Consider the following 16,775-nt stretch of genomic DNA (forward strand, 5'->3'; position numbering starts at 1 on the left):
TCTCCTTTGATTACTTTTCCATCTCTTTCTCAATCAATTGGATCAGGATATGGATAATCTTAATATGGATTTCTTGAATACGATCAGCATAGCCGAAATGCGGCACTCGAATCTCTACATCCGCGAGACCTGCCATTTTACCGCCATCTTTCCCGGTCAATGCGATCGTTTTCATGCCTTTCTTCTTAGCTGCATCGATAGCATTCAAGATGTTGCCTGAGTTACCAGATGTCGATATACCCAGTAGCACATCACCCTGGCTACCTACCGCCTCCACGTAGCGCGAGAACACATAGTCATAGCCAAAATCATTGCTGACACAAGACAGGTGACTAGGGTCTGAAATCGCAATACCAGGATAACCAGGACGATTTTCACGGTAACGCCCCGTCAGCTCTTCGGCAAAATGCATCGCATCGCAATGCGAGCCACCGTTACCACAAGATAGTACCTTTCCGCCCTGCTTAAAAGACGCCGCTAGCATCTCCGCTGCACGCTGAATATCAGAAATGTTGTCGTCATTACTTAGGAATTCATTCAAAACACGTGCGGCTTCTTCTAGTTCACCGCGAATCAAATCGCTATACATATCAGTCTCTTTTGTCAGTGCTGTACGCTACAGCTAAGCCTTGCCATCATTTAACTGCAAAAAACAAAATCTGTCGACCTTTGCGCCCGGAGGTTGTGAACAGCCCCCAAACACCCATTCGCCATAACAGTTTGAATTTAATAGATCTATTACAAAGTGTAGTGCGAAATAGCCAAATTTGACTGCGCAATCTGTAAACAGTTGATTCTCTGAAAATTAGAGTAAAAACACTGATCCTGCTCACAAGCTTATTCACAATTATTTTACAACTTATCAAAGATGACATTACACTCAATAAGTGGTTAGACCTCTTACCAAGGTCTTAAGGAGAGCACTATGACAACCCTCAGCTTTACTCTACTCATGATTGGCGTACTCGGTACTCTCGCGTACCATCGCGCCAGTTTGAAGACCTTTACTTTCATCACAGCGATCACTCTGCTCATTGGCACCGCTTTCTCCATTGTCGGTTTATATACTTGGCTCACCGCGGCTGCGTTATTCCTTTTTTTGAACACACCTTCTTTACGCTTGCCAGTTAGCCATAAGCTACTGCAACTCTTTCGTGGTGTGATGCCAGAAATGTCCCCAACAGAAAAAGCTGCCATTGAAGCCGGGACGGTATGGTGGGAAGCTGAACTGTTTGCAGGAAAGCCAGATTGGCAACGACTTCACGATGTCCCTGTGCCGCGGCTGACTGCTGAAGAGAAAGCGTTTCTGGAGGGGCCAGTCAATGAAGTGTGTAAAATGGCCAATGACTTTGAAATTACCCATGAGTTAGCCGACCTTCCAGAGCCTATTTGGCAATACCTCAAAGAGCAACGTTTCTTCGCGATGATTATCAAAAAGGAGTACGGCGGGCTGGCGTTCTCTGCGTATGCACAATCTCTGGTATTACAAAAACTCACTGGCGTCTCGAGTGTACTGGCATCAACAGTCGGTGTCCCAAACTCATTGGGCCCCGGCGAGCTGTTACAACACTATGGTACCGAAGCCCAATGTAACCACTACTTACCACGCCTTGCTGTCGGCAAAGAGATGCCTTGTTTCGCCCTCACGAGTCCAGAAGCAGGCTCCGATGCTGGCGCGATCCCTGATTTTGGTGTGGTTAAACGTGGCATGTGGGACGGTGAAGAGATCCTTGGTATGGAACTCACATGGAACAAACGCTATATCACACTTGCGCCGATCGCCACCGTCCTTGGACTCGCATTTAAACTCTCCGATCCCGATCATTTACTCGGTGACACAGAAGAGCTCGGGATCACCTGCGCATTGATCCCAACGGATCTCGACGGAGTGAAAATAGGACGCCGTCATTTTCCGCTCAACATTCCTTTTCAAAATGGTCCAACACAAGGCGAAAAAGTCTTTGTACCACTCGACTTCATCATCGGCGGGCCGAAGATGGCTGGTCAAGGTTGGCGAATGCTGGTCGAATGTTTGTCGGTGGGTCGTGGTATTACTCTCCCTTCCAACTCCACCGGCGGCGCAAAATCGGCCGCTCTCGCTATCGGTGCCTATGCGCGGATTCGTCGTCAATTCAAACTCCCGATAGGTAAAATGGAAGGCATTGAAGAGCCACTCGCGCGGATTGGAGGGAATGCTTATGCCATGGATGCCGCGACGACGTTAACGGTATCAGGTATCGATCAAGGCCAAAAACCCTCCGTCATCTCCGCCATCGTGAAGTATCACTGCACCCATCGCAGCCAACGTTGTATTATCGATGCCATGGATATCGCTGGCGGTAAAGGCATTTGCATGGGGCCTAACAACTTCCTTGCCCGAGGCTATCAAGCCGCTCCCATCGCCATTACCGTCGAAGGTGCAAACATTCTCACACGATCGATGATCATCTTTGGACAAGGCGCGATCCGCTGTCACCCCTATGTACTCGAAGAGATGCATTCCGCTTATCTTGACGATCAACACGCCGCCTTAACACGCTTCGATGCGGCATTATTCGGCCATCTTGGTTTTGCTATCAGTAATACCGTGCGCGCTCTCTACCTTGGTCTCACGCTGGGTCGCAGCAGCGCATCCCCCTACAAAGACAAAACCAAACGCTATTATCAACAGCTCAATCGTTACAGTGCTGACCTTGCGCTACTCTCCGATGTGTCGATGGCTGTTCTTGGTGGCGATTTAAAACGTAAAGAGCGCCTGTCTGCTCGTCTTGGTGACATGCTTAGCCAAATGTATATTGCTACGGCAGCACTCAAGCGCTTTGACGATGAAGGCCGACAAGCAGATGACTTCCCCCTATTGGATTGGGCCGTCCAAGATGCGCTTTATCAATGCGAAGTCGCTATGGCAGCCTTCTTAGCTAACTTCCCTAATCGCTGGATAGCAACAGGCTTAGCAGCCATCGTCATGCCGCTTGGACAACGTCAGCGTGCGCCGAGTGACATCGCCGATCATCGCGTCGCACGGATACTGCAAACCCCTTCTGAGACACGTTCTCGTCTGGGTCGCAACCAGTATTTAATCGCTGGAGTAAATAACCCAATAGGCAATATCGAGTCCGCACTCAACGCCGTACTCGCGGCAGAGCCCATTTTTGATCGCGTCTGTGTTGCACTCGGTAAGAAGCTACCTTTCGTTCGACTGGATGAAGTGGCGGCTCAAGGGCTAGCCAAAAATGCCATCAATGACACTGAAGCAGAGGTATTGATCAAAGCAGAGCAAGCGCGCTTACAAACCATTAATGTGGATGATTTTGACCCTGTAGCTCTTGAGGCCAGCCAAGTGAAAGGGAAACAAAGCGATCATATCAACGCAGCCTAAGCCACTATCTTGAGCAACAAAAAGAGGCAGCCTATGTGCTGCCTCTTCGTCTATTCCCACCAGCACGCTTGATCGTTTAGCTCGACTCCGGCGAATCGAGATCAGGCATACTGTCAGCCATCATCTTCGCTGTGCGGCGTTTCTTAATAATAATGGCTATCACAATCGCCAATAGCAGGATCACGACATTTGTGACTATCACAATCATCATTGTCGTCTTCTGTGCTGCCGCGCGTTCTTCTGCCATTTTCGCTTCCAGTTCCAAACGCTCTTTTTCTTCTTGGACGCGTCGAAACTCTTCGAGATTCCTATCGAGCTGCAGTTCGGCCTGTACAGCGAAAGACTGCTCTGGCAACTCAAAAATTAATTCGCGATCGTTGTAAGCATCTGTGGCATACAACCAGCCCTGCCAGCCATATCTACCGGGCTCTTTGCCGTTAGTAATCGATGCCACCAGCGTCTCTTCATCTTGCATGGCTTGCGCTTGGTCGATCTCCATTTGCCCACCCGGAAAAGTTTGTTCAACATGGATGGCCAAACTGCCTGGCACAATGGTGCCCGGTTCTGGTTCAACAGCAATCTTATGCGGCTCTTCGGCGGTGCGCCCTTGAATAAAGCTCACCATGATTGGCGAAGGATACACCAACACTTGTTGATCCTCAGCCCGCATAAAAACACCGTTTTCTGAGGAGATCCGCACATTGTACTTTCCTGGCGCGACCGAAATAGGCAGCGTTACCGTGAAGGTGCCATCACCCGCACGCTCGTCCATCATGGTGCCATCATCGACAAACTCACCAATCACTTGTGGTATCGGGCGAGCAGCCGCTGGCAAAGATTCAACGTTCTCCATGGCTTTGGTGAAAATCACTTGAAGCTTGATCCGATCGAGAAAATCTCGACTCCGAACCTGCTCGCCTTCTTCAGTTAGCCGCGCGGTAAATTTCAAGGTTTCACCATAGTAAAGACGACGCGGAAACTGATCTAAGCTCATGATAAGGTTCGTCATCAACTTAATACTGTTGTCTGGCGAAACCTGCCCTATCGCTTGCCACGGCCCCGGCATAGGTTCATTAACCGAGACAATATCCATACCGTCTTCTTGATACCATTCGATATAAGACGGATGCCGCCATGCATAATATTTTGTTCCATCAGGACGCACCAGCACGACGGGTGTACTGCCTTCGTCGCGGTAAATCATGAAGGTGATACGCTCAATAGAGGGGTCAACACGAAATCGATTTTCTAGCAGTTGCATTTCCATCTCTGCCCAAACGGGCAAAGAGAGCAGGAAACTGAGAAGAATACCGATAAAGCGTGCCGTCATATCTGCTCCTATTGTCGCCAGAGGGAGGTATTCCCTTTCTTTTCAATCAGATCAAGTCTGGACTCGTGTGCATCCATTTCATCGGCCGATGCCTTGATGACCTTTAGCGCTTTTCTGCCACTGGCGAGACGTCGAATGCCACTTTCTGTACCTGTGTCACTATTTCCATCGCCACTGCCATCAGAAAAAGCCAAACTTGTCTGTCCCCCCGTCATCATCAGGTAGACATCGGCGAGGATCTCGGCATCGAGCAAAGCGCCGTGAAGGGTACGGTGCGAGTTATCTATACCGTATCGCGAACATAACACATCAAGATTATTCCGCTTCCCGGGGAAGATCTTCTTCGCCATTGCCAAAGTATCGGTCACATGACAAAGGTCGGCCGTTTTCACCCCAGCCTTGAGTTTATCAAACTCATAATCCATAAAGCCGACGTCAAAGGGCGCGTTATGCGCAACTAACTCAGCACCCTTGATGTAATCAAGAAATGACTGATGGATGGCGGCATAATCCGGCTTATCTTCTAAAAATTCATCGGTGATACCGTGAACGTCTATCGCTTCGAGATCAATGGCGCGATCGGGCTTGATATAGACGTGGAAATTGTTTCCAGTCAATTTACGATTCACGATCTCCACGGCACCAATTTCGATGATACGGTGCCCAAGGTAATGGGGACCGCTCTCCATATTCATACCCGTGGTCTCGGTATCGAGCACGATAATGCGCTCGTTACTGGCTTCAAACATCATATCTGTGTCACACTACTGGCATTGTTAATTATTGAATACTACCAAATATGCGCAAACAGGTAGAGATTTTCACCGATGGATCTTGCTTAGGTAACCCGGGGCCGGGCGGATATGGCGTCGTCATGCGCTACAAAGGGCATACCAAAGAGCTCAGTGATGGCTTCCATCTCACCACCAATAATCGGATGGAATTACTGGCGGCAATCGTTGGTCTCAAAACGTTGAAAGAGTCTTGCACTGTCGATCTCACCACTGACAGCCAATATGTCCGCCAAGGGATTACGCAGTGGATCCATAACTGGAAAAAACGTGGTTGGAAAACCGCAGATAAAAAGCCGGTGAAAAATGCTGACCTTTGGGTAAAACTCGATGAACAATGCCAGCACCATGAGGTTAACTGGCACTGGGTCAAAGGGCATGCTGGTCATCCAGAAAATGAACGTTGTGATGAACTCGCTCGCACTGCAGCTGAAGCACCACAACAAGAAGATGAAGGCTACGAGCCGAGCCGTTAAGGCTTATCCTGAGAGCGCGTTTTCGAATGCGCTCCTTTTCCCATCTGGCTCAAATTTGCCCCAGCCGTGGTTAATCGCCGGCGCAGCAACCAACCCGGCTTAACTGGCTTCAATGGTACTGTGCGCTTTCTGGCGACAATGAAATACATGCAGCCTAGTGAGGAAAAGTAATCCACTAAGGCATTCTCAGCCCAAGCCCAGCACACTTCATGCTTAGTCGCAGGTAAAATCGCGAAAGATTCGTGATGAACCACCTCGTAATTAAGCACGCCCAACCAATCTTTTACGCGATAGGGGGTAAATAGTCGGCCACACCAGGGGTATTTCTTCCGCTTCCATGGCAAAACTGACGTGATGCCATAGAGGCTAAAGGGATTAAAGCCGCCAATAAGTAGATAGCCGTCATCCACTAAGACTCTATCGATTTCACGCAACATGCCGTGAGGATCGGCGCTGTACTCTAGCTGGTTGGCAATCAAAACCGCATCAATCGATTTTTCTATAAAAGGCAACGCTTCTGGAGTCGCAGTCACATTTCGATGCGGGTTCGTCATATCGAGATGGATATGGTGTGGTACATTGCAATGCATGCTCGCGAGCTCGCAACTTAGACCGCCAATTTTAAGAAAATGGTAGCCAAAAATTTTCGGACACCACTCGTCTAAGCGTGCTTGCAACAACTCACTCGCCCACTGGCCGTTTGAAAGCGCTTGCCAAGAAGAAGGGGCTTGAATATGTTTGGAAATACGAGCGGGCTTCATATAATGACTATTCAATACCTTAGAAAGGATGATCCATGCTTACAGTTGAGAGCATACCTGCATTTAACGACAATTACATATGGCTGATTCACAATCAAGATAAACGTGCCGTGGTTGTCGATCCGGGCGATGCACGTGTCGTCCTTGATTACTTGTCTGCGCATGAGATGACCCTTGATGCCATACTTATTACCCACCATCACGCGGATCACACAGGTGGCATCAGCGAGCTCAAACGTCACTTTCCTAACTGTAAGGTTATCGGGCCAAGACATGACCCAATTCCGGGTTTAACTGTCGAACTCGACGATGAAGACCAACTCGACCTCTTTGGCCTTAACTTCAGCGTGCTTCATGTGCCTGGACATACTCTTGGCCATATCGCTTTTTATGGCGATGGAAAGCTATTTTGCGGCGATACCCTTTTTGCGTCCGGTTGTGGACGCCTGTTCGAAGGCACACCAGAGCAGATGTATCATTCTCTGCAGCGTTTGGCCCAGTTGCCAGAAGAGACCCTCGTCTACTGCACCCATGAATACACCAGCAGCAACATCGCTTTTGCTTTAGTAGTAGACCCAGACAATGAAGCGCTACAGACCTACCGCGACGAGGTCAACCACCTTCGAGCCCAATCACTCCCCACCTTACCCAGCAGTATTGGTCACGAGAAAACAGTGAATCCATTCCTGCGTTGTCATCTCGATGCCGTCAAGCAGTCTGTGATGGATCGCACGCAAAATCGCGACGATATCGAAACTTTTACACAACTCAGGCATTGGAAGGACAATTTTTAACCAACAAGGGTTGTGCATCTGTGGGCTAGACCAGTATGATTCACGACCGTTTTGGCAAAAGACTCAATTATGAAATCGAAATTACTAGTAGCAAGCGCGCTTTTCTTAGCCGGTTGCCAACTGTCGAATACGACAGTAGACACCTCGCAACCTGAACAGAATCAACCGGCAGACGCTGCTACAACGCAAACGGGTAGCAACGCAACAGCAAAACAGACGGACGCTGTTTCAAAACCAGTGGTAAAAGCCCTGACACCACAGCAACAAGAAAACGTCTGGGATCGCATCACGATGCAACTCTCTCTAGAGGTGCCAGATGAAGACCGCGTTGAATACTACCGCAAATGGTATCTTCGTCACCCAACTCACTTAAAAACCGTCGCTGAGCGCGCTGAACCTTTCCTTTTCTTAATCACGGAAAAAGTGGAAGAGCGTGGTTTCCCGCTTGAACTTGCCATGCTACCGATTGTTGAAAGTTCCTTTGACCAGTTTGCTTACTCACACGGTCGCGCCGCGGGTCTATGGCAAATTACCCCGCCAACCGGCCGAACGTTTGGTCTTGAGCAAAACTGGTGGTATGACGGCCGTCGTGATGTAGTGAAATCGACAGATGCGGCATTGGACCTCCTTGATTATCTTCAGAAGAAGTTTGACGGTGACTGGCTACATGCGCTTGCTGCCTACAACACTGGGGAAGGCCGTGTGTTCCGCGCGATTCGCAACAATAAAGCAGAAGGCAAGTCTACCGAGTTTTGGGCACTAAAATTACCGCGTGAAACCAGTGATTATGTGCCAAAACTTCTCGCTGTTGCAGACGTTATTTCCAATGCCGACGAATATGGTATTGAGATCCCAGCTATTGCCAATAAACAAGTCGTTGAACTGGTTGAGCCGGGCGTTCAAATGGATATTGGCCTTGCCGCCAAATATGCAGGCATGGATGTCAAAGCGTTGCAGCGCTTAAATCCGGCCTATAACCAATGGGCTACCGCACCTTCGGGGACTAATCACTTCTTGCTCCCACTTGAAAATGCAGCACGCTTTAATGAACAGTTCACAGCCAATAACAATCAGGGCATGAACTTGATCCGCTATGAAATTCAACCCGGCGACACCTTAAGCCAATTGGCAGAAAAGCATAACACCCGCACCGACCTTATCATGAAAGCAAACAACATGGAGTCAACGGCGCTGCGTGCTGGTCGCCACCTAATGATTCCGGTTGCGATGCAAGATGGTTCGGCATTGGCGTCTGCACGTACGACACAACAGACTTCACATGGCACGGGACACCGAGTGGAGTATGTGATTCAGTCCGGCGATAGCTTGTGGACCATTGCACGCAAGCACGGCGTGTCCATCGACCAAATTACCCGCTGGAATGGCATCTCTCGCAACACGACATTGCGTGCAGGTAAAACGTTAACCTTATGGCAAAAAGGCAGCGCAGCAAGCCAACAAGCAAGTAATAGCGAAGGCATTATCCGTACTATCAGCTATTCTGTACGCAGCGGCGATAGCTTAAGTACCATTGCTAGCCGTTACAAAGTACGCGTGTCTGACCTTGTAAAATGGAACAATCTCGACACGAGCAAGTACTTACGCCCAGGGCAGAAGTTAACGCTACACATTGATGTCACTAAGGTAAGTGCATGACGCCATCCGCCAACCCTTTCATCGCTTTGATTGACCTGTTTCGCTCTCCCGCAGAGTGTTTAGCTGGGGTGTTTCAACGCCCGAAGTGGGGATGGTTTGCTTGGTTGTTCATTATTCTTAGCCCCTTTATGTTTTGGGGCTATTACTTTGATTTAGTCAATCAAACTTGGCTTTTTAACAATATCGTCGCGCAAAATCCTTTCTTTGCTGATGGTGAAAATACAGAGTGGTTGACCATCGACCTCTTACTCACCAGCGAAGTGATCAAAGATATTGTGGGTCGCACCGCCGTCATATTGTTTATGGCACTGTGGTTTACGTTAGCGACGCGAGAGCAAGAAAACAAACTCGGCTTTCTTCGCTGGCTAGGCGTAAGTTGCTTTATTTTTCTGCCTATGGTGATTGGGGATGTTGCCAGCTACGTCAATGTCCTGTTCAACTATGGACAAGTGATGCCTAACACAGCCGACCTCAATAGTTTAAATGGTCTGTTGAAACTGCCGATGAATCATCCTTGGGCAAGTTTTGCTGAAACCATACCACTGCTAATGCCTTGGTATGTCGCACTCAGCTATATCGCCCTCAGTATGACAACCAGCTTCCAACGTGGGCACGCAATGAGCGTCGCCCTGCTCCCTTGGCTAGGACTCCTAATTATCTGGCCTATCAGCATCGTTTTGTTCTAACGAGGAAGGGGCTAGCATTAGCCCAGACGAAACTGCGCCCAAAGCGGGTTATGATCAGAGGCATCGGTTTCCGGTGCCTCTGCGTTTTCTAGCGTCAAACCACGATAAAAAAGGTGATCGAGAGGACGACCTAAAACACGCGTTCGATAATCATCGCCAAACTGCGCATGTTGCATTCCAAGCTTTTCGGCAAAGGCTTCCACTATCTTTTGTCGTCCTTTTCGCCAAGTATTAAAATCGCCTGCCACGATTATTGGCCCTTCGTGCTCTGACAAAGCCTGTGCTAAGCGCGCCAGTTGCTCGGCATAAATTTCAGTACCGAGCGTGAAGTTAATACCATGCAAATTCACAACCGCCAGCACCTCGCCAGTACTCAAGGGAAACTCCGCATAAAGTGCCGACTTAGGCAGACGTAGCCACGGCTCTGTGGTCAGGTAAGCGCAAGATTGAAGTGCTTCAACACGCGATAGGTTAAGGACACCGGCACTTTGATCAAACAACGAAAAGGCATTCGCCATCGCAACTTGCCACTGCTTGCTATCTAGATAGTGACGAAAATCTTCATGTAAACTGGCTTCTTGAAGTAGCACGAGGTCAGATTTTGCCGTTAGACTGTCTAGCTCTTCTTGCCACCCAGGCAGCGCACCTTTATAGATATTCCAAACAGACAGGCGCAACACCCCGTCCACATCAAGTGGCTGAGTAAGTTCGCTGCTGGCTTCAAAACAACGCAGCTGTTCACTGGTCAGGGTCATAACTTGTGCCTCTTGAGGGATATCAAAACTCATACCCATGAAGCTACATGACCCAACACCCGCAACCGCTAAAGCAATCGCCGAGACAGCAAACAGCTGACGTCGCTTAGACTGCATTAGTAATGCTCGCCATTATCGTAATAAGTCGCTGGGGTAAGTGCCGTGAAAATGACCGCGAGATCATCACAAGCATACTGAGATTTGATCAGATCCGTGATGATCTTTGCGACTTGATCTTGTGTCTCTTGGCCGCGATCAAACCAAAGGACTTCAACAAAGGGATATGCCTGCGTCTTTTCGCCTTCCGCGAAAAACTGCGTTGCGACGAGTTCTATCGTAAAGTCTTCACGAGGGCAGTCCATCAATGGCTGCAGTTGGTCAACGAAAGCCGTTGAAAGCTGTTGAACTATGTTGCTCTCGACCGCGCGAATACGTAAGTGTGGCATAACAACCTCTTAATCAATAATGCTGACACAAAACGGCATACTACCACTCATCCTTGTGCGTATTAAATGATCCTAGCTGATGTTATGCACTTTATTGGCAATGTTAGTGCTGATAATCCTTCGCAGTCGATAACGACGTGGACACTCATCATCTGGCTTTCTGTAAGCTTGGGCAATGAATATACTCGAGGTGACTTGAGTATGGCAGCTAGACTATCAAAGTAAGCTGAACCCTTGCTGGATTGCCAGCTCCTAATCAGCAACCATTCCACTGCTCAAGCCACAACGATATCGTTCGCATCTCTTCTTGGCGCAGGCGGGGTAGGATCGGCCTTGCCAACACGGAACAACATCTGGACGGTTTGCGACTTCGCCACACCATAAGCCCGTTTGAACTCTGCTTGAAGTGGCAGCATGGCCTCGTACTCTTGCAATATCTGACTCATAGGATGAATAGATACTCCAAGGCGACTTGCCACTAGGTTTAAACGACAATACATACGCCCTGCCTTAACCTGACTAAGTCGACTGTTGTCATCACTGATGAGTAACGCGTAATGTGGGTTATCTAGCACAACCTTTTTCACCGTTTTGACGCTCTCTTTACCAAAAGCGACTGGGTCTTTCTCTGCACTCTCTCGACTCAAGAAAAACGACTCTGCAATGACTCGTTTAATACCATTAATGCCATTTTGCGGTAAACCAAAACCGTCACGATACTGCTGGAACTCTTCATCGTTAAACCGAAACATCGAAATCGTTTCTAGTGTGCGTGTCGATTTGCTCTCTTCAATTTCCATCGCTTTCACCAAAAACTGCTCCATCTGTTGGCGTTGAGATGGCGCATCTATCATGTCGAGCCCGAAACCCGCCATCGCAATAGCCGAAGTAAGTTGAGCTAACGTCTCTGTCGGCAGTGGCGTTTTACCATAAACGGTCTTATTCGACTGACGGGTGGTCAATAGCTTAAACAACGGGCTGGGCGTAACAGATTCGTCGGCGACTAAACGAATATCGGCAACAGGTAAGTTAGCCAGACTCTGGTTGTCATAGCTGCCTTGTGGAAAATATTCGACTTCAGCGCGAATGCTAAACTGCGTTGCTGCGATCACCAGATTCTCAATAAAGCAGCCTTGTCCAACATGTATTTGTCGATAGATAGGATCCGTTTCTGGTAAGAGGCGCGTTTCATCAACAAACAGACGAAGGGTGTTTTTATCCATCAAATGTACCTTCCAAGCCTGTGTGTTATGCGGATTTGGCGCGAGCATCGCGTAGCTCAATAACAGCATGCGAATGTCAGACTGATCAAGAGCAGGACGAAGTTCACCAAGCTCAACCCCGTCTCCCAGCCCCGTTACATGAGGTAGTGCCACCATAGCGACAGTGCCTGCACCCACGACTTTTATAAAATTTCGTCTGTTCATCACTTCTTCTCCATCATGATTCACGCTAAAATACATTCCACGGAATAAACATTACATTCCAAGGAATGTAATTTCAAGAGAGAATATGTAATCATGCCTAATGCAAAAAATGACCTTGCCAATAACCTTTTCATTTCATTAGGAATAGTACATCAACTTACCGATAGTTTTTTAATGCGTCACCTTGGCCAGTTCGGCCTCAGTATCTCCCAATTCAATGTCCTCTCCCACTTTGCACGCCATAGTGAAAAAGCAGTGACAGTCAGCGAGCTTACTCGTGTCATGCAGATGAACCAGCCAGCAGTCACCAAGATCGTCAACAAACTCTATGAAATGGAACTCGTAGAAATACAAAAAGACAGTAATGATGGCCGCAAGAAGTGGGTCAACATCAATCAAAACGGACTGAAGAAAGTTTCAGAGGCGTACATGCGCTTTCAACCCTTCATGGCAGAAGTGTTTGCAGAATGGGAAGAAGATGAGATGCAAGAAACACTCGCCAAAGTCAACAAACTCAAGACTTGGCTAGATAACAACCGAGGGTTGTAAAAAAACGCAGAAGCAACAGATGCAAAAAAGCCCCAGTCTTTAGACGGGGACGCCTAGTCTGAGGCTATTACGCAGTAACACAAACTTAAATTTGGCACATACGAAAAAGGCTCCAGCATTTCTGCTAGAGCCTTGAATATGGCAGGGGTGGAGAGATTCGAACTCCCAACACGCGGATTTGGAATCCGCTGCTCTGCCAATTGGAGCTACACCCCTAAAGCGCAAGCATTGTAAAAGGTATTCAGCATAAATACAACGATTGTGAACAAAACAATTACGCACGAGATCTCATTTCTTTCCATAAAGGGCAAATCAATGTTAATTCATTGAAATAAAGGCCATTTTTGAATAAATTTTGACCAGAAAATTAGAAATCAGCTTGGAACTATCGTCAAATGCACGCACCGTTGTCGTTTTACTCGACCCCAAGATTACCATCGGTAGCCTCACTACCGCTCTATACTGCACATACAAAAAGTCCCCAGCATTGCTGCTAGGGACTCAATGATTGGCGGAGTGGACGGGACTCGAACCCGCGACCCCCGGCGTGACAGGCCGGTATTCTAACCAACTGAACTACCACTCCGCACTAATTCAAAGCCTGGCGATGTCCTACTCTCACATGGGGAGACCCCACACTACCATCGGCGCTATTGCGTTTCACTACTGAGTTCGGCATGGAGTCAGGTGGGTCCACAATGCTATGGTCGCCAAGCAAAATTTTGTTCAAACTATGAAAACTGGCTAGTGTTCTTCTTCACATTCAAGCGCGATTAAGTCCGATAAAACACCTTGGGTGTTGTATGGTTAAGCCTCACGGGCAATTAGTACAGGTTAGCTCAACGCCTCACAACGCTTACACACCCTGCCTATCAACGTCGTAGTCTACGACAACCCTTTAGGACAGTTAAACTGCCAGGGAGAACTCATCTCAAGGCTCGCTTCCCGCTTAGATGCTTTCAGCGGTTATCGATTCCGAACTTAGCTACCGGGCAATGCGTCTGGCGACACAACCCGAACACCAGAGGTTCGTCCACTCCGGTCCTCTCGTACTAGGAGCAGCCCCTTTCAATTCTCCAACGCCCACGGCAGATAGGGGACCGAACTGTCTCACGACGTTCTAAACCCAGCTCGCGTACCACTTTAAATGGCGAACAGCCATACCCTTGGGACCGACTTCAGCCCCAGGATGTGATGAGCCGACATCGAGGTGCCAAACACCGCCGTCGATATGAACTCTTGGGCGGTATCAGCCTGTTATCCCCGGAGTACCTTTTATCCGTTGAGCGATGGCCCTTCCATTCAGAACCACCGGATCACTATGACCTGCTTGCACCTGCTCGACTTGTCAGTCTCTGCAGTCAAGCGGGCTTATGCCATTGCACTAACCTCACGATGTCCGACCGTGATTAGCCCACCTTCGTGCTCCTCCGTTACGCTTTGGGAGGAGACCGCCCCAGTCAAACTACCCACCAGGCACTGTCCTCACCCCAGATAATGGGGCCAAGTTAGAACATCAAACATACAAGGGTGGTATTTCAAGGATGACTCCACGCTATCTGGCGACAACGCTTCAAAGTCTCCCACCTATCCTACACATGTAGGCTCAATGTTCAGTGCCAAGCTGTAGTAAAGGTTCACGGGGTCTTTCCGTCTAGCCGCGGGTACACAGCATCTTCACTGCGATTTCAATTTCACTGAGTCTCGGGTGGAGACAGCGTGGCCATCATTACGCCATTCGTGCAGGTCGGAACTTACCCGACAAGGAATTTCGCTACCTTAGGACCGTTATAGTTACGGCCGCCGTTTACCGGGGCTTCGATCAAGAGCTTCGACCGAAGTCTAACCCCATCAATTAACCTTCCGGCACCGGGCAGGCGTCACACCGTATACGTCATCTTTCGATTTTGCACAGTGCTGTGTTTTTAATAAACAGTTGCAGCCACCTGGTATCTGCGACTCCCGTTAGCTCCATCCGCAAGGGACTTCACCGACAGGAGCGTACCTTCTCCCGAAGTTACGGTACCATTTTGCCTAGTTCCTTCACCCGAGTTCTCTCAAGCGCCTTGGTATTCTCTACCCGACCACCTGTGTCGGTTTGGGGTACGATTCCTTACAATCTGAAGCTTAGAAGCTTTTCCCGGAAGCATGGCATCAATGACTTCACTGCCGTAGCAGCTCGACGTCGTATCTCAGTCTTAGGTGTCCGGATTTGCCTAAACACCCAACCTACATACTTGAACCTGGACAACCGTCGCCAGGCCCACCTAGCCTTCTCCGTCCCTCCATCGCAATTGTAAGAAGTACGGGAATATTAACCCGTTTCCCATCGACTACGCTCTTCAGCCTCGCCTTAGGGGTCGACTTACCCTGCCCCGATTAACGTTGGACAGGAACCCTTGGTCTGCCGGCGAGGGGGTTTTTCACCCCCTTTATCGTTACTCATGTCAGCATTCGCACTTCTGATACCTCCAGCATGCCTTACAGCACACCTTCAACAGCTTACAGAACGCTCCCCTACCCAATACACATAAATGCATTGCCGCAGCTTCGGTTTACTACTTAGCCCCGTTACATCTTCCGCGCAGGCCGACTCGACCAGTGAGCTATTACGCTTTCTTTAAATGATGGCTGCTTCTAAGCCAACATCCTGGCTGTCTGAGCCTTCCCACATCGTTTCCCACTTAGTAGTAATTTGGGACCTTAGCTGGCGGTCTGGGTTGTTTCCTCTCCACGACGGACGTTAGCACCCGCCGTGTGTCTCCCGGATAGTACTTACTGGTATTCGGAGTTTGCAAAGGGTTGGTAAGTCGGGATGACCCCCTAGCCTTAACAGTGCTCTACCCCCAGTAGTATTCGTCCGAGGCGCTACCTAAATAGCTTTCGGGGAGAACCAGCTATCTCCAGGTTTGATTGGCCTTTCACCCCCAGCCACAAGTCATCCGCTAATTTTTCAACATTAGTCGGTTCGGTCCTCCAGTAAGTGTTACCTCACCTTCAACCTGCCCATGGCTAGATCACCTGGTTTCGGGTCTACACCCTGCAACTGTACGCCCAGTTAAGACTCGGTTTCCCTACGGCTCCCCTATGCGGTTAACCTTGCTACAGAATGTAAGTCGCTGACCCATTATACAAAAGGTACGCAGTCACCCCGAAGGGCTCCCACTGCTTGTACGTACACGGTTTCAGGTTCTATTTCACTCCCCTCACAGGGGTTCTTTTCGCCTTTCCCTCACGGTACTGGTTCACTATCGGTCAGTCAGGAGTATTTAGCCTTGGAGGATGGTCCCCCCATATTCAGACAACGTTTCACGTGCGCCGTCCTACTCGATTTCACTGATAAGGGATTGTCGGTTACGGGGCTATCACCCTGTATCGCGGCACTTTCCAGAGCCTTCACCTAATCCCAAGCCAGCTTAAGGGCTACTCCGATTTCGCTCGCCGCTACTTTCGGAATCTCTGTTGATGTCTTTTCCTTCGGGTACTTAGATGTTTCAGTTCCCCGAGTTCGCCTCATAACGCTATGTATTCACGTTATGATGACCGCTTATGCGGCCGGGTTTCCCCATTCGGAAATCCATGAGTATAGTGACTCTTACCGTCTTCTCATGGCTTATCGCAGGTTAGCACGTCCTTCATCGCCTCTGACTGCCAAGGCATCCACCGTGTACGCTTAGTCACTTAACCATACAACCCCAAGGCGTCTTTATTTCACTTTACAAAAG

Annotated in this window: 13 protein-coding genes, 2 tRNA genes and 2 rRNA genes; 6 read left to right on the top strand and 11 right to left on the bottom strand. The window is 49.0% G+C overall.

Going from position 1 to position 16,775, the window contains the following annotated elements; all coding sequences use genetic code 11:
- Window positions 1-10: 10 nt before the first annotated feature.
- Window positions 11-589: a D-sedoheptulose 7-phosphate isomerase gene (lpcA, locus tag TSUB_RS12610; RefSeq protein WP_087019468.1), complete on the bottom strand. Its 579-nt coding sequence runs from the start codon at window positions 587-589 to the stop codon at window positions 11-13.
- 336 nt (window positions 590-925) lie between these two features.
- On the opposite strand from lpcA, the gene fadE reads away from it, so the two are divergent.
- The gene (fadE, locus tag TSUB_RS12615; RefSeq protein WP_087019471.1) at window positions 926-3,379 is read left to right on the top strand and encodes an acyl-CoA dehydrogenase FadE; all 2,454 of its coding nucleotides are present in this window, start codon (window positions 926-928) and stop codon (window positions 3,377-3,379) included.
- A gap of 76 nt (window positions 3,380-3,455) precedes the next feature.
- On the opposite strand, the gene TSUB_RS12620 is transcribed toward fadE, so the two are convergent.
- Together TSUB_RS12620 and dnaQ are read right to left on the bottom strand one after the other, a co-directional pair.
- Entirely contained in the window at window positions 3,456-4,709 is a 1,254-nt protein-coding gene (locus tag TSUB_RS12620; RefSeq protein ID WP_087019474.1) for a TIGR03503 family protein, read from the bottom strand.
- 8 nt (window positions 4,710-4,717) lie between these two features.
- A complete protein-coding gene (gene dnaQ, locus TSUB_RS12625; protein WP_414718337.1) occupies window positions 4,718-5,461 on the bottom strand; it encodes a DNA polymerase III subunit epsilon in 744 nt (247 codons plus the stop codon).
- A 47-nt stretch (window positions 5,462-5,508) separates the two neighbouring features.
- Here dnaQ and rnhA point away from each other — a divergent pair, with 47 nt between their 5' ends.
- Window positions 5,509-5,976 (top strand): ribonuclease HI, encoded by a 468-nt coding sequence (gene rnhA, locus TSUB_RS12630; RefSeq protein ID WP_087019477.1) that lies wholly within the window; start codon window positions 5,509-5,511, stop codon window positions 5,974-5,976.
- Here the strand turns inward: rnhA and TSUB_RS12635 are convergent.
- On the bottom strand, window positions 5,973-6,737 hold the full coding sequence (locus TSUB_RS12635; protein ID WP_087019480.1) for a class I SAM-dependent methyltransferase: 765 nt from the start codon (window positions 6,735-6,737) through the stop codon (window positions 5,973-5,975). The two genes, rnhA and TSUB_RS12635, sit on opposite strands and share 4 nt — an antisense overlap.
- A 35-nt stretch (window positions 6,738-6,772) precedes the next feature.
- On the opposite strand from TSUB_RS12635, the gene gloB reads away from it, so the two are divergent.
- From gloB to TSUB_RS12650, 3 genes are all read left to right on the top strand, one after another.
- Entirely contained in the window at window positions 6,773-7,531 is a 759-nt protein-coding gene (gene gloB, locus TSUB_RS12640) for a hydroxyacylglutathione hydrolase (protein WP_087019483.1), read from the top strand.
- 69 nt (window positions 7,532-7,600) lie between these two features.
- A complete protein-coding gene (locus tag TSUB_RS12645) occupies window positions 7,601-9,187 on the top strand; it encodes a LysM peptidoglycan-binding domain-containing protein (protein WP_087019485.1) in 1,587 nt (528 codons plus the stop codon).
- Window positions 9,184-9,873: a YIP1 family protein gene (locus TSUB_RS12650; protein WP_087019488.1), complete on the top strand. Its 690-nt coding sequence runs from the start codon at window positions 9,184-9,186 to the stop codon at window positions 9,871-9,873. Before TSUB_RS12645 ends, TSUB_RS12650 begins: the two co-directional genes overlap by 4 nt.
- Window positions 9,874-9,890: 17 nt before the next feature.
- Here TSUB_RS12650 and TSUB_RS12655 read toward each other — a convergent pair whose 3' ends face one another.
- The 3 genes from TSUB_RS12655 to TSUB_RS12665 form a co-directional block, all read right to left on the bottom strand.
- Window positions 9,891-10,745 (bottom strand): endonuclease/exonuclease/phosphatase family protein, encoded by an 855-nt coding sequence (locus tag TSUB_RS12655; RefSeq protein ID WP_087019491.1) that lies wholly within the window; start codon window positions 10,743-10,745, stop codon window positions 9,891-9,893.
- On the bottom strand, window positions 10,745-11,074 hold the full coding sequence (locus TSUB_RS12660) for a DUF1904 domain-containing protein (RefSeq protein WP_087019494.1): 330 nt from the start codon (window positions 11,072-11,074) through the stop codon (window positions 10,745-10,747). The genes TSUB_RS12655 and TSUB_RS12660 overlap by 1 nt, the downstream gene beginning before the upstream one ends.
- Window positions 11,075-11,349: 275 nt before the next feature.
- Complete coding sequence (locus tag TSUB_RS12665; protein ID WP_192867836.1) at window positions 11,350-12,501, bottom strand: Acg family FMN-binding oxidoreductase; 1,152 nt, start codon at window positions 12,499-12,501, stop codon at window positions 11,350-11,352.
- A gap of 93 nt (window positions 12,502-12,594) precedes the next feature.
- Between TSUB_RS12665 and TSUB_RS12670 the strand changes: the two genes are divergently transcribed.
- The gene (locus TSUB_RS12670; protein WP_087019497.1) at window positions 12,595-13,050 is read left to right on the top strand and encodes a MarR family winged helix-turn-helix transcriptional regulator; all 456 of its coding nucleotides are present in this window, start codon (window positions 12,595-12,597) and stop codon (window positions 13,048-13,050) included.
- A 139-nt stretch (window positions 13,051-13,189) separates the two neighbouring features.
- Here TSUB_RS12670 and TSUB_RS12675 read toward each other — a convergent pair.
- The 4 genes from TSUB_RS12675 to TSUB_RS12690 form a co-directional block, all read right to left on the bottom strand.
- Window positions 13,190-13,266, bottom strand: a tRNA-Trp gene (locus TSUB_RS12675).
- A gap of 293 nt (window positions 13,267-13,559) precedes the next feature.
- A tRNA-Asp gene (locus TSUB_RS12680) sits at window positions 13,560-13,636 on the bottom strand.
- A gap of 13 nt (window positions 13,637-13,649) precedes the next feature.
- Window positions 13,650-13,765 (bottom strand): 5S ribosomal RNA (gene rrf, locus TSUB_RS12685).
- 88 nt (window positions 13,766-13,853) lie between these two features.
- Window positions 13,854-16,737 (bottom strand): 23S ribosomal RNA (locus TSUB_RS12690).
- Between the last annotated feature and the right edge of the window lie 38 nt (window positions 16,738-16,775).

Source organism: Thaumasiovibrio subtropicus (assembly GCF_019703835.1).
Classification (GTDB): Bacteria; Pseudomonadota; Gammaproteobacteria; order Enterobacterales; family Vibrionaceae; genus Thaumasiovibrio; species Thaumasiovibrio subtropicus.

Excerpts from the sequence above, each read along its gene's own strand:
- lpcA (WP_087019468.1), bottom strand. The coding sequence starts at position 589 with ATGTATAGCGATTTGATTCGCGGTGAACTAGAAGAAGCCGCACGTGTT.
- fadE (WP_087019471.1), top strand. The coding sequence starts at position 926 with ATGACAACCCTCAGCTTTACTCTACTCATGATTGGCGTACTCGGTACT.
- TSUB_RS12620 (WP_087019474.1), bottom strand. The coding sequence starts at position 4,709 with ATGACGGCACGCTTTATCGGTATTCTTCTCAGTTTCCTGCTCTCTTTG.
- dnaQ (WP_414718337.1), bottom strand. The coding sequence starts at position 5,461 with ATGATGTTTGAAGCCAGTAACGAGCGCATTATCGTGCTCGATACCGAG.
- rnhA (WP_087019477.1), top strand. The coding sequence starts at position 5,509 with ATGCGCAAACAGGTAGAGATTTTCACCGATGGATCTTGCTTAGGTAAC.
- TSUB_RS12635 (WP_087019480.1), bottom strand. The coding sequence starts at position 6,737 with ATGAAGCCCGCTCGTATTTCCAAACATATTCAAGCCCCTTCTTCTTGG.
- gloB (WP_087019483.1), top strand. The coding sequence starts at position 6,773 with ATGCTTACAGTTGAGAGCATACCTGCATTTAACGACAATTACATATGG.
- TSUB_RS12645 (WP_087019485.1), top strand. The coding sequence starts at position 7,601 with ATGAAATCGAAATTACTAGTAGCAAGCGCGCTTTTCTTAGCCGGTTGC.
- TSUB_RS12650 (WP_087019488.1), top strand. The coding sequence starts at position 9,184 with ATGACGCCATCCGCCAACCCTTTCATCGCTTTGATTGACCTGTTTCGC.
- TSUB_RS12655 (WP_087019491.1), bottom strand. The coding sequence starts at position 10,745 with ATGCAGTCTAAGCGACGTCAGCTGTTTGCTGTCTCGGCGATTGCTTTA.
- TSUB_RS12660 (WP_087019494.1), bottom strand. The coding sequence starts at position 11,074 with ATGCCACACTTACGTATTCGCGCGGTCGAGAGCAACATAGTTCAACAG.
- TSUB_RS12665 (WP_192867836.1), bottom strand. The coding sequence starts at position 12,501 with ATGAACAGACGAAATTTTATAAAAGTCGTGGGTGCAGGCACTGTCGCT.
- TSUB_RS12670 (WP_087019497.1), top strand. The coding sequence starts at position 12,595 with ATGCCTAATGCAAAAAATGACCTTGCCAATAACCTTTTCATTTCATTA.